Below are 12,250 nucleotides of genomic sequence, written 5' to 3'. Positions count from 1 at the left end.
TTTCGGATAGGGAGTGCATACATGGGAAAACGAACCTGCTCTGGGCGATACGCTGCAACGGACACCCACGACCTGGCTGCATCACCGAAAAAGGGGCGGATGGATTCCCTTTCGGGCCAGACCGGAAACGCCCGCTTTCTCTAATTCCAACAACTGGCGCTTTATCGTTGTACCGTGGGCAAACCCGACCAGACTGCCTCCCGTACCGATAACCCTATGACAGGGGATGAGGAGCGGAATCGGATTCCTGCTGTTGGCCGAACCAACAGCTCTGGAACCGTTTTTGTTGCCGACAAGGGTGGCAATCTCCTTATAAGTGCGCACCTCTCCGTACGGAATGGATTGCAGGGCCCGCCATACCTGCTGCTGATAGGCGGTGCCAATCGGTTCCACCGGAACTGTAAAGATTTGTCGCTTCAACGAAAAATACTCTTTAAGCTGCCTGCCGACTTGTTCAAACACTGTATCTGCCCTGACCCACTCTTCATCCACCGCAAACCTGCGTTTCCCCTCACCGGTATCAAGATGGAGCATTTGAACCGCCGTCCCATTGCCTGCGACAAAAATATCACAGAAAGGAGAAGGAAAGAGGGCATAGTAATATGTTTTCTTTTCAGCCATAGAGGCACCTACCTTCCCGGCAATAATTCCGCCAGGACACACAAGGTTATTGCGCCTGCTCTCCCGTTGCCTCATTTTTTGCAGACGCGTCAACAAGGGGGAACTGGAGGAAACGCTCGACCATGGAATCGACCACCTTGAGGATACCGCTAATCTCCTCTGCGGTCGCCTGGTTGAAATGGATTCCACAGGCAACGGCAACGGTGCACTGGAGCTGTGATGCCAGACGGCTGGCCACCTGCCTGGCAAGCTCGGCCTCCTTATGGCCCGACAACCCGATCATGGAATCGGTACAGGTGAGGCGTTCCGGCTGATGCAATGCCGGACCAATACTGCTCACAGCTACTGCCCCGATATGTGGTATATCACCACCGGACAAGGTAATATTGAGGTCACGGCCTGCCCTCACTCCCTTCATGAACAGGCTGCGTCCCTTATATTGTGCATGGATTACCCCTCGCTCATATTCACCTTTCAATACCCCACCCCTCCAGGCCGATACCATGAAAAAAAATGCCGACACTCATTGTATGTGCGGGTTAAGCGTCCAGCAAATGTACCAATTCAGTCCGCCACTATCCTGCTCCTCAGCATCCAGACATACCACTCCGGAATGCTGAAACCGATAGACCAGCTTCCCCTGATCTCCGGCGGTGAGCAGGCCGACCAAACGCGCCATGAACGGCAGGTGCCCCACCACCATCAGACCGGAATCCGAATTGAGCTTGGCACCAAAAGACACCACATCATCCATCGGCGCGATTCCGCTGACGGCCTCCAGCGGAGCAGGAACCGCAAGCTCCTGATGAAAAATTGCTGCAGTCTGCAGTGCCCGTTTCTTCCCTGAATGGAAAATCTGATTGACCCGAACCCCATAGCCGGCAGCAACCCGAGCAATTCGCGTGGTTTCTTCTCTGCCCTGCGGGCTCAGCCCCTTTTCAGGATCATTTTCCTTTGGTTCACTCACACCATGTTGAACAAGATATAGTGCCATGCTGCGCTCCTGTTTCATTTCAACGTGATACGGTTTGGCCAAGCGCGTCCTGGGCGCTCAGCCTGCAGCTGTACAACCCGCTTTTACATCGTGAAAAAAAATATATTCATTTGCGTGGCAATTGCCCACATCGCCACCGCATAAAGCAGGTTGCTGCGAATAATCGTCTTCGGTTCGACCTGAAAGCGACTGACCATGACTAACCCGACCCCGGACAGAGGACTGCTGCAGGTAGATATTGCCCAGCTGGTAAGAAAAAGAAAACCGAGCTGAGAGTGGTCAGGCTCCAACGGAAGAAGCAGCGGACTTACAATAGAGATACTGATCACCGGATGAACACCGGCGATACCGACGAGTATCATTGCCGCCGAAATAAGGGCAAAGAGCATGGGACTCAGAGAGGTATCATGCAGCTGAAAAAGGGAGGGATAGAGGTATGTGAGCGATTGTATACCGGTAGAAAACACACCTGCAGCCAGAAACAGGGCAAAAGGACTAGCTATTGAAACCATCCGGTTGGCGATATAGTCTGCCAGGGTCGATATTCTCGGACGGCCCGGCATAAATACCAGCGTTCCGACCGGAGCGAACAGACAAATAAGCAGCAACACCCTCACCTGATGCCACTGCAGATGGATCAGCAGTACCAGGGCGGCAAGAAAGAGTGGCACAACCATCCCCTGCCCCTTCAAGGGGTAACCGACAAAAGTACCCTTGTGCAAGCAGCTGACCTCGATACTTGAGTAGACGAGGGAGATGGCACTCATTAACAGGCCGGGGACCATGGCCTCCTGCCAGTGCATCTCCGGCGCATAGGTAAGGGCAACGCCGGTAGCAATAAAGAAAGGGGACCACCAGGCGGCGGCAGTAAAAGAGCGGCTAAGTACCACCAGCTGACCTTTCCCGAGCAGCGACTTCCTGGTCAGCCGATCACCGAAAACAAACAGCACCGAAAGGTTGATCACCGCACCTAGCAGATGCGTTCCTATCGCAGTGGCGACAACTGCCGTTCGGCCTTGTGGGAGGGCGTCCTCACCGTCACTGCTATTGGTCAAGGTAAGAAAGGAGACAGCCACGAACATGGCCAGCAATGGGAGGTTGGTGGTCAATGCCTGTTCCCAGTGAATGCTGACACCATGGGCAGCGGCATATACCAAGGTGCTCACACCAAGGATGAGCAGCAGCAGGGCCTGACGACGGGCATTTTTTGCCAGCCTGGCCCAACTGATAAGCGGTACCAGCCAGGCAAGGAAGGTGGAGACCGGCAACAGAAAGGGAAAGGGAATGCTCAGCAGATAAAACACCAGGGTCCCGAAAATCACCCAGCCGATATGCTCAGCGAAAGGGCCTGTCATACCGGCTCCGTATGTGCTGCTGCTACGTTCACAGTCTCAACGGGGCCTTTTGCAGACAAGCACCCCCCTTCCATCTTTCCCCTCTTCACTTCTGTTCTCTCCAGCCCTGGTGTTGCTCTCTCGCCATATGCAGAGGGTAGTTGCTCTGTTATCTGTGGTCATAGCTCGCCTCACCTCTACCCAACCAGCCTGTACCACCAGCAACCAAGCCACTCATGCAATACCTCAGCGCTGAGCGCCAGCGCATGGGCTCCCGGAATGAAAGCGTTCAGCCGTATCGGCTCCCGATCAATGAAGCAGGTAGGTCCGGGAATCACCGTAAAACCTGCCTGCTCAAAAGACCATTTCGCCCGTTTCATGTGCAGACTGCCAGTTACCAGCAAAACCGTGCTTTTCCCTCTGCAGCCAAGATTCTGTAGCTATAACGCGCATTTTCCCCAGTCGTGCGGCTCGTTTGCTCTTTCCAGCGTGCCTCTACACCAAATCCGCTGAAAAGATCAAAATGCATTGTTTCTGCCAGGGTGCGTCGCTCGTCTCCATAAAGGGAACCACCGCTAACAAGTATAGGCAGCCTTGTTTTTCGGTGAAGATAAGCCGCGTATCTGAGTCTACAAAGTTGACGTTGGCCACTCACGGGTTGGCCATATTCAGGCGCATACTCCCGTTGTGCTGCCGAGAGCACGACAATGGCATCAGCATGTATATTGTCGACCTGCTCCACGGATAACGGAACGTGGTGTTCCAAGGTCCGAGCAAGATACGTGCTTGCAATCGGGGTGGCAAGCCCCCATAACGTGCCCAGCGCTATGACCATGCACAGTCGGGCCGTGCGGGGAAACCGGCGATGAATACACCATCCAAACAATAATAGCAGCAACTGCACAGCGGGTGGCTGGAGTAAGCTCTTCAGCAGATAGCGCAGCTCCATCCTCGTTCACTCCTTCTGGGTGTTCCTGGCGGTGTTCTCGCTATTGAACTGCCGATGTGGTGTCAGCTGCCTGTTCATCATCCTCACGGGCAGAGACCGTGATCGTCGCCCAAGAACCAGGACAACTATCCGGGAGAACATCCTTCTGGTCTGTTGTGCACAGACTGTTTTGCTGTTTGTTCATTGCTGTGAAACCGGCCGCAGTGCGAGGGCTGATTTTTTCGATAGGGGCACCTGCATGTGCCGCACGTTCTGCCTATCCCGTGTGAGATGTAAGTACCTTTACTCCAAGGACAACCATTGCGCCACCCATGACCCGGTTAAGATAATGGCCGCATTGGGTGAATCGCTGCACAACCGGCGGACTGGAAAGCAAAATGGCCACCGCGGAGAACCAGCAAAACTGCAGCATCATGATCCATATACCATACACGGCCAGGTAGATTGGCGGCATCGATGGTGAAAGAACAATGGTAAACAGCGAGACAAAGTATACCGGGGCCTTGGGGTTCAGGACATTGCAGAGAAACCCTTTACCGACCGTCCGACTGACAGAGGCGCCAGAAAGGCTGACCGGTAGGTCGAGGCTGACCGTCTCCGGTCGTGCGCCCAGCCCCTTGATACCAAGAAAAAGCAAATAGCACCCTCCCAGCAGCTTGATACCCAGGAGGATAGACGTCGAGCTGGCAATGAGTGCAGCCAAGCCCAGTGCAGAATAGGTAAGATGTACAGACAGACCAAAGGCTATCCCCAGACTGCACAGGATTCCGGTTTTTCTTCCATGGGCCAGCGATTGCTGGGAAACCAAAACAAAATCCGGGCCTGGTGAAGCAGCGGCCAGCAGATGAACAAAGGTTATAACAAGCAAGCCGTGTAAAAATCCCATTGGCTTACACCTTTTTACCAGCCCATGGATTCTTTCTCATAAACCTTTCCAGTTCTTCCATCTTTTTTTTGTAGCAATCCGGACAGATACCGTGACTGCAGTCACTTCCTGTGATTTTGCTGAGATACTGCTCAATACTAATCCATGCCTCCTCTTTCTTGTCGCCGACGGCTGTAGTGTCACGAACTTTTTTACACTCGCTGCAAATAGACAGCAGGTTCTCATAGAGAGAAAGGGTTTGTTCCATCCGCTGCATGGCAAGGCAGCGACCTACCCGGAGGATCATCTCGTCATAATCATAGGGCTTGAGCAAGTAATCGGTCGCTCCCAAGCGAAGGGCAGCTACCGCTGATTCTAACCGGCCGTAACCAGTAAGGATAAAGACAGCCTGTTCGGGATTTTTCTTTTTCACCCACTCCAACAGTTCAATCCCGTCTTTTTTTCCCATCAACAGGTCGGTAATAATGAGTGCATATTGTTTTTGCTCGAGGATGTCCAATGCTTTTTCCGCGCTTTCCACAGTATTAACGACGTACCCCTGATCAAGGAGATCCTGCTCCAAGGTCTGTCGGACGATTGGCTCATCATCGACCACCAGTATGGAATACCCTTCTTCACTCATCCGGCTCTCCCTCGCCTAGAGAGGCAGGCAGCAATAGCTTTATTACCGCTGTACTCTCGGATACTGCCTGAACCTGCACATCCCCACCATGATCCCGCACCATACTCTGGGCGATGGATACTCCTGCCAACCCACTGCCTGAATCACTGCTGTGCAGCGATTCAGGTTGTTGAAACATTTTTGTCACCAGGTGTGCACCCATATCCGGCCCTGTACAGGTGATAGATAATTGCAGGTGATCGGCAAAGGTGCAGGTTGACAGGACAATCTCCCCACCAATGGTTGCCATCCACTTGATACTACTCAATATAAGAAGAATGCATACCTGTTTGACCTGATCTTCGGCAGCAACGACTGGAAGCGCACCTTGGTATTCCTGCTTCAGTAAAACATTGCTCTGTTGAAGATATTTTCCGGCCAAAAGTGCCACACTCGTCAACATCGCATGCAGATCAAACACCGTTTTTTCTGCAGTCGGCGGCACGCAGACATTCTGCAACTCACGCACCATTTGTTCAAGACGCGCGCATTCATCCCTTGCCATCTGCATAAGCGCGCTTTCTTTTTCATCGAGGAGCTCTTTCCGGAGGACCCGTTGCAGCACATTTTTTATCCCGCAGACGGGGTTATTGAATTCATGTGTGATAGAGGCCGCCAGTGCGCCGACGGCACTGAGTTTTTCCGCTTGAATCAGTTGTCTTTGGGTATGCTCCAGATCCTGGGCTATTTTCTTTTGCGCCGACGTATCGAGAAAGTTGAGGATAATCCCTTTCAAGCGATCCTCTGTATTACGATATGGCACACCATGCACCGCGCAGACGAATACCCTGCCGTTCAGTGTGAACTCAATATCGTCAACAATTCTATCAACCCCGCGAGAGAAGCGTTTAATGTAGCATTTCTCATCGCTGCAACTGTTACATTGCCATACATTGCGGCCGCTTTTACCGAGTATATCGGCTTCCCCCATACCCAAGTAATCACAAAAGGCCTGATTGACCCTGATAATCCGGCACTCTGTTGACAGCAGGCAAAACGGAATAGCCACATTGAATATCTGGTTGAGCTCATTATAGGCTTTTGCCCGCTCACTCTCCATCTGTTTAGCAGAGGTAATGTCAAAAGCGGTAAACAGCAGATCACCGGCTGCACCCTCTTCGTGAAAAATCGGCTGCACGTCGAGAAGAACGGTACACAGCCGGCCATCCTTTCTTCGCCAGCGTATTTCTGCAGCATCCGCCCGCTCAACGGCAGAACTGCTCGAAACGAGTCGGTCAATAACCTGCTCGTCTTCGGCTGTTGCCAAAAGTGTTTTCCACTCCAGGCCCACCAGTTCTTCTACTCCGTAGCCGCTGATCTCCTCCATGGTGTCATTCACATAACTAAAGCAGTGCTGACTGACAATCCCTATGCCTGCGGCTGCGGTATTAAGCACATTTTGCAGCAGTTGGGTGCTGCTGTATAATTCTTTGGTACGTAAGTCAACCATGCGCAACAGACGCTGATTGAAAAGATGCAGCTGCTCTTCATGACGCTTGCGCTCGGAAACATCCCGCAATCTCCCCTGCACCCCCGCAATCCCTGATTGATCGTAATATGGGGCGGCGTGGACCTCTACCCACAGGGTTCGTCGCTGTAGGTCGTACACCTGCAACAGCATCCTTTCCCCCGATTTGCCATTCAGCAGTTCGGCAAAGGATTTTTCCGCCAGAGCGTGATCATCCGGGACAATGGAATTGAGATAAAACGTACCATGCAGCTGTTCTCGCTCTATGCCAAACAGAGCACGGCAGGCAGGCGACAGATAAGTAACGCCTCCGGCAGGATCGAGTCGAAAAAAAAGGTCCTCAGAGTTCTCGGCAAATGGCTGAAAATGGGCTTCACGCTGCCGCAGTATTCCCTGCTCTTTGTGTTCCCTCGTAACAATGCGTCCACTTCCCACCGTTCCGACCAATTCGCTGTTTTCGTCCCACAGCGGAGTCTTATAGACATCTATATAGAGGAACTTTCCCTGTACATTGCCGAACTCATCAAATCGCTGTCCGCGTCCTGACTGAAGTACAACCTGGTCCGAATCAACACATAATTCTCCAAAAGTGTGCCAGTGTGGATTATCAGGGAAAAGAGCCCGCTGCCGCTCGGCAAAATAAAGGTCGGTTTTCCCCAGAGGCTCCTGGGTATTTTCAGCGATAAGCAGTTTTTCGCAGATGGTCCTGTTCACATACAGATATCGGCCCTGCCTATCTTTTGCCCACAGAAGATCAGGCGATTGTTCAACCAAAAGACGATAAATACTTTCTTTAGGAAAGACGTTCATTGCACTAACCGCAGGCGGATTGCATATGGAACAGAAGAAAATCAACGCAAAGGTTTATCCCGCAAGATGACATCTCATGTACTCCCTCCCGTAATACAGAGGACTACAAGCAACCCAACATCATACTGTTCAACGCACAGCCGGACAATCAAAAACGCTAAAAATATAAAGAGGTTAATAGGCAGAAGGCCTTGACGACAAAAGACGCTATCGGTCAGGAGTCCTGCTCGAGAATTCGAACAAGCAAATCAACAACCAAATCAGCACCATTTACCCTGACCTGCCTGTGCCTCTGCTTTCCCAGCCCAAGCAGCTTCACAAGCTGATCAGCCCAACGGCCAGTTGTCCAGCTGGCAGGTGCAATCGACCTGGAGACCATTTCCCGGGCAGCAAAACTCGATAACGACTGGCTTTCGGGAAAATACAATCGGGGAACATAGGCAAAAACAGCTCCAGCCTGATACACTTCAGCCAGGGTTGAATACCCCAACTTACCAACAACAAGGTTAGCGGCGCCGACCAGATCGGGGTGATAGACCGAGCTACTGCGACTCAAGAACCACAGGTTACCCTGCCTTTCGGTCACCCCGGGATTGCCGGTGAGTACAAACATACAATTGTCATACTGCTCCAGGAATGCCACCGCCGCAGAACGAGACTGCGTTCCGCCCCCCATGGTGAGCAGGACAAGGTAATCACGACCGCAGGCAAATCGCCTGCGAAGTTCGCCGCTGGTATTTTTTTGCTCTCGGAAAATGGGCGGCACCGTGAGGTCACAGGGTGCAGGAGCACAGATCGGCTGTGCCTGTACATGGTAGTCGGCCTGCTGAAAGATTTTTGCAAAGGCATCAATATACCGACCTATGGCTGGACACTTATGCTGGTAAGCGGCGTAGATCCAGTCCCAGGTGAAATTTTCCACCAGCACCGATGGTACCCCTGCCATTTTTGCCGCCATGATTCCCAAGGGCGCAATATCGCAGACCACCAGATGACACTGTGCCAACAGGTCGGCAACCTCGAGCAGCCGTTCGCGCTCAAAGGGCAGAAACGAGTCGAGTGCTGTCACCGTAGCCTCTGCATCCTCCGCAAATGAGGTTTGCTGAACCAGTCCGACATCGGTAACTATCGGGTGATAGTGGAAAGGAACCTCAAGGGAATGCTCAAAAAACCAACGCGGGACGGTGGAAAGGATGATTAACTCCGGGCTACCTCTTTTTGCCAACGCCTGCATGATCGCCGTTGCTCGTGCAGCATGTCCGTAGCCGTGAGCAGTAATACAGAAGCCTGTCTTCACCGAGGATTCTCTGGCTCCGAAACCGGTACGGGCAAGGTTACGACAAAGCAACTCCCTGCACCAGGGGTACTGTTCACGTCGATGAGGCCGTGGTGTTTTTCGACAATACTTTTAGCAATGGCCAACCCCAGCCCGGTTCCCCTGTTCTTATCGGTATAAAAAGGGGTAAATATCTGGTCGAGTTTATCTGGATCTATTCCCGGACCGGTGTCTTGCACCATAAGCTCAACGGTTTTCCCTTGTGGATCGTGGGATGTTCTCATGGTCAATTCACCGCCCTGCGCCATGGCCTGAACGGCATTGAAAACAATATTAAAGACAACCTGATAAATCTGCTCAGAGTCCATTGGAATCAGGGGAAGATCAGGCTGAAACCGCACATTTACGCCTATGTCATGCTTGGTGAGTTCCGAATCGAGAAAACGCAGCACCCGTTCACCGACACTGTTGAGGCTATCCGGTTTCACTGCTCCCTCGCGCGGTCTGGCAAAATCAAGAAATTCTCGAACAATGGTATCCAGACGGGTTGTCTCTTCAACTATAATGTCGGCTAGATGCTCGTTGCCAGGGGCGACTGTGGATATACGCTTACGAAGAATCTCAGCAGTGGACCGTACAATCCCCAACGGATTTTTTATCTCGTGCGAAACAGAGGCAACCATTTTTCCCAGTGATGCGAGCCGCTGCGCCTTGTTCAGCTGCTCTTCAAGCAGTATCCGTTCGGCCGCCCGCCTGGCCATGGTGCGGTTGGCTTTGACAACAATCAGGCTGAGAATCGAAAACAGCAGCCCCATGATAAAGAGAGAGAAAACGATGATTCGGGCCTGGAGTTCAATGATGGCTTTCAGGTCATCAGAGAGGTCCTGGGTAATCTCAACCACGCCCATGATTTCACCGGTTCGCTTGCCGAGGCGATCCTCCTGATGAAACGGTACATAGGTTTTGAGGGTACAGAAAACAGCGGGCATACCCGGCAGCAGGCTCAACAGTGACCCGCCTGTAATGAGAATGGTTGTATTTTGACCTTCAAGCGCTCGCTGGTATTCCAGCCCCCCCATATTGAGCTTTCCCATAAGTTCAGGTTTGGTGGAGTAGCTGATTCGATTTTCACCGGCGTCAAATATAGTAACCGAATCAATCCGCATCCCCTGGGTGATGTTGCGGACGATCTGATCAAGTCGCCGGTATTGTTTTTCCTCGGAAAGCGCTATTCGTCCATATCGGACCACTGTCGGAAGCACAAACTGGAGGAAAACCTGGCGATTGAGGTTGTCGGCAAATAACTGAGAATATGCTTCACTGCGCTGCAGCAGCACCTGACGGGCATTGTTGGAAATCATCCAGGAAAGGATGACAGAGCTGATCAGCATGGCCAGCAAAGCGGTAAAGGCAAAGTATTTGACCAGCTCAAACGGGAGCAGCCCTTCGCTTTTTCTCCAATGGTTCAGGAGGTGGGGGAGTCGCTGGATATCAGGAAGGGGTATTCTGGTTGCATATGCCGCAACGACGGCATACAGTTGTCTCGCATGGCGGCGTAACTTGTCCAGCCATTGATTTTGCATATTCTTTCCACAAATAACCAGGCTTCAGCCCGTGATCGATAATTTCCCAGCACATACGTTCGCCCTCTTCCCGTGGACGAACGGCGTACTGCCAGGGACTGAGGTTGTGGCGCTGGGCAGCCTGTGTAAAGGACAATCTGCCCATACCCAGGTCCAGTAAAAGCGGAGCGATCCTTCTGTCAGCCCGCGCAAAAACGGCTTGATGAAGCACCCGTTCTGGCCGGTCAACATTGATTCGTACATTGGGAATCAATCGCAGTGCTTTTCGAAGATACTTTATTTTCTCCTTCAACGCCATGACTGCCTTTCTGTGGGTTGTATCCTCCTTGGCCTGAACCGAGGAAAGGCCTCCATAGGAGCAGTACTGGAACGGGGTCCATGGTTTGGGAACAAAGGAATTTACCGACAGCGTCAGCTCGGTCAACCTACCACGCTCACGCCCTATGGCCAGGAGTTCGGTCTGTATGCGCTGGATGAGGTCGGCCAATTCCGCCAGATCCTCATTGGTTTCCGTTGGCAGGCCGATCATGATATAGAGTTTGAGATGATATATGCCTGCGCCTGCCAGTCGTACGGCCGCTGCCACCAGATCCTCTTCACACAGCCCCTTGTTGATAACCCTTCTGAGACGCTCAGAGGAACCGTCAGGAGCGATGGCAACGCTTTTGAGGTTCGATGCTGCCAATAATGACAGCAGACTGTCAGAGATGTGGTCCGCCCGCAGGGAGGAAAAAGAAAGAGAGCAGTTACTGGTCTGCAGATGACTGGCCAGAGCATCCAGGGTAGAGGGATGGGCCATTTCCATGCCCAGCATACCAACTCTTGCCACCCCCTGCGGTCTTTCCTCAACTGCAGCGAGAACGGCTTCGCCTAGCCACAGGCGAGGCGGACGATAGATATAGCCGGCAGCGCAAAATCGGCATCCCCGGCTGCATCCTCTGCCGAGTTCGACCATGTACATGTTCAATTCCGCGTCAGGAGAAAGCAGGTGAGAGTGCCCTGCACGTAGTGGAGGCGGAGCCGTAACCTTAGGTATTCGTTCAGGAATGCCGGATGGAACGTCTACCTCCGTAACCCTGCCCTGATTATCATATGTAAAGGTATACAGCGCAGGGACATAGCTCCCCCGAAGCGTCTGCGCAGCCGCAAGCAACAGATCATTGCGCTCAGCGGTCAGGTGCTCCTGCAGCAAGGTGACCAAATCGGATACAATCCCTTCGGCCTCACCGATAATCATGAGGTCAGCGAAGGGAGCCAATGGCTCGGGATTCATCATCACCGCTACTCCGCCCAGTATCACCAGCGGGGTTCCGGCTCGCACACGGCCTTTTCGATCCGCGGCATATGGTTCAATCCGACCTGCGGGTAGCATCGCTGCAAGGCGGGGAAAATCATCCTCAAAACTGACTGACCCGCAAATCAGAGGAAATTCCTTGAGTGCACGGCCGCTTTCCAGAGAGCGAAACGGTGCACCGGCTTCAGGATAGACAAAGCGTTCACAGACAATATCCTCGTACTGATTAAGAAGGTTGTAAACGATTTGGAACCCGAGATTGGATACAGCAACCGAGTAGATGTTTGGATACAGCAGAGCAATGGGCAGACGGTTCGCCCACTTTTTATAGACCGTTCCGGTTTCTGTGGTAAGCGATGGATGCAAAGATATAC

12 protein-coding genes are annotated in these 12,250 nt (G+C 52.5%); all 12 read right to left on the bottom strand.

What is annotated here, in order from left to right:
- Window positions 1-81 precede the first annotated feature (81 nt).
- The 12 genes from ACZ52Z_RS20100 to ACZ52Z_RS20045 all read right to left on the bottom strand — a co-directional run bounded on the left by ACZ52Z_RS20100 (window position 82) and on the right by ACZ52Z_RS20045 (window position 12,242).
- Window positions 82-621, bottom strand: coding sequence for a methylated-DNA--[protein]-cysteine S-methyltransferase (locus tag ACZ52Z_RS20100; protein WP_464268551.1), 540 nt, complete (start codon window positions 619-621; stop codon window positions 82-84).
- A gap of 46 nt (window positions 622-667) precedes the next feature.
- Window positions 668-1,099, bottom strand: a complete 432-nt coding sequence (gene lpdD / locus ACZ52Z_RS20095) for a prenylated flavin chaperone LpdD (protein ID WP_464268550.1) — start codon at window positions 1,097-1,099, stop codon at window positions 668-670.
- A gap of 45 nt (window positions 1,100-1,144) precedes the next feature.
- Complete coding sequence (gene sixA, locus ACZ52Z_RS20090; protein WP_464268549.1) at window positions 1,145-1,615, bottom strand: phosphohistidine phosphatase SixA; 471 nt, start codon at window positions 1,613-1,615, stop codon at window positions 1,145-1,147.
- Window positions 1,616-1,698: 83 nt separating this feature from the next.
- Window positions 1,699-2,970: a hypothetical protein gene (locus ACZ52Z_RS20085; RefSeq protein ID WP_464268548.1), complete on the bottom strand. Its 1,272-nt coding sequence runs from the start codon at window positions 2,968-2,970 to the stop codon at window positions 1,699-1,701.
- A gap of 176 nt (window positions 2,971-3,146) precedes the next feature.
- The gene (locus ACZ52Z_RS20080; protein ID WP_464268547.1) at window positions 3,147-3,329 is read right to left on the bottom strand and encodes a YdcF family protein; all 183 of its coding nucleotides are present in this window, start codon (window positions 3,327-3,329) and stop codon (window positions 3,147-3,149) included.
- Between the two features lie 14 nt (window positions 3,330-3,343).
- On the bottom strand, window positions 3,344-3,898 hold the full coding sequence (locus ACZ52Z_RS20075) for a YdcF family protein (protein ID WP_464268546.1): 555 nt from the start codon (window positions 3,896-3,898) through the stop codon (window positions 3,344-3,346).
- A gap of 256 nt (window positions 3,899-4,154) precedes the next feature.
- Window positions 4,155-4,784: a LysE family translocator gene (locus tag ACZ52Z_RS20070; protein ID WP_464268545.1), complete on the bottom strand. Its 630-nt coding sequence runs from the start codon at window positions 4,782-4,784 to the stop codon at window positions 4,155-4,157.
- Between the two features lie 4 nt (window positions 4,785-4,788).
- A complete protein-coding gene (locus ACZ52Z_RS20065; RefSeq protein ID WP_464268544.1) occupies window positions 4,789-5,406 on the bottom strand; it encodes a response regulator in 618 nt (205 codons plus the stop codon).
- Window positions 5,399-7,723 (bottom strand): PAS domain S-box protein, encoded by a 2,325-nt coding sequence (locus ACZ52Z_RS20060; RefSeq protein ID WP_464268543.1) that lies wholly within the window; start codon window positions 7,721-7,723, stop codon window positions 5,399-5,401. The genes ACZ52Z_RS20065 and ACZ52Z_RS20060 overlap by 8 nt, the downstream gene beginning before the upstream one ends.
- Before the next feature lie 214 nt (window positions 7,724-7,937).
- Window positions 7,938-9,020, bottom strand: a complete 1,083-nt coding sequence (locus ACZ52Z_RS20055; protein ID WP_464268542.1) for a hypothetical protein — start codon at window positions 9,018-9,020, stop codon at window positions 7,938-7,940.
- Window positions 9,017-10,582: a two-component system sensor histidine kinase NtrB gene (locus ACZ52Z_RS20050; protein ID WP_464268541.1), complete on the bottom strand. Its 1,566-nt coding sequence runs from the start codon at window positions 10,580-10,582 to the stop codon at window positions 9,017-9,019. Before ACZ52Z_RS20050 ends, ACZ52Z_RS20055 begins: the two co-directional genes overlap by 4 nt.
- Window positions 10,491-12,242: a radical SAM protein gene (locus ACZ52Z_RS20045; protein ID WP_464268540.1), complete on the bottom strand. Its 1,752-nt coding sequence runs from the start codon at window positions 12,240-12,242 to the stop codon at window positions 10,491-10,493. Before ACZ52Z_RS20045 ends, ACZ52Z_RS20050 begins: the two co-directional genes overlap by 92 nt.
- Window positions 12,243-12,250 lie beyond the last annotated feature (8 nt).

It is taken from the genome of Desulfogranum aggregans, from assembly GCF_055398265.1.
This window is presented reverse-complemented; position numbering and strand designations above follow the sequence as displayed.

Coding starts and splice junctions, on each gene's coding strand:
- ACZ52Z_RS20100 (WP_464268551.1), bottom strand. CDS start 621: ATGGCTGAAAAGAAAACATATTACTATGCCCTCTTTCCTTCTCCTTTC.
- sixA (WP_464268549.1), bottom strand. CDS start 1,615: ATGGCACTATATCTTGTTCAACATGGTGTGAGTGAACCAAAGGAAAAT.
- ACZ52Z_RS20085 (WP_464268548.1), bottom strand. CDS start 2,970: ATGACAGGCCCTTTCGCTGAGCATATCGGCTGGGTGATTTTCGGGACC.
- ACZ52Z_RS20080 (WP_464268547.1), bottom strand. CDS start 3,329: ATGAAACGGGCGAAATGGTCTTTTGAGCAGGCAGGTTTTACGGTGATT.
- ACZ52Z_RS20075 (WP_464268546.1), bottom strand. CDS start 3,898: ATGGAGCTGCGCTATCTGCTGAAGAGCTTACTCCAGCCACCCGCTGTG.
- ACZ52Z_RS20070 (WP_464268545.1), bottom strand. CDS start 4,784: ATGGGATTTTTACACGGCTTGCTTGTTATAACCTTTGTTCATCTGCTG.
- ACZ52Z_RS20065 (WP_464268544.1), bottom strand. CDS start 5,406: ATGAGTGAAGAAGGGTATTCCATACTGGTGGTCGATGATGAGCCAATC.
- ACZ52Z_RS20060 (WP_464268543.1), bottom strand. CDS start 7,723: ATGAACGTCTTTCCTAAAGAAAGTATTTATCGTCTTTTGGTTGAACAA.
- ACZ52Z_RS20050 (WP_464268541.1), bottom strand. CDS start 10,582: ATGCAAAATCAATGGCTGGACAAGTTACGCCGCCATGCGAGACAACTG.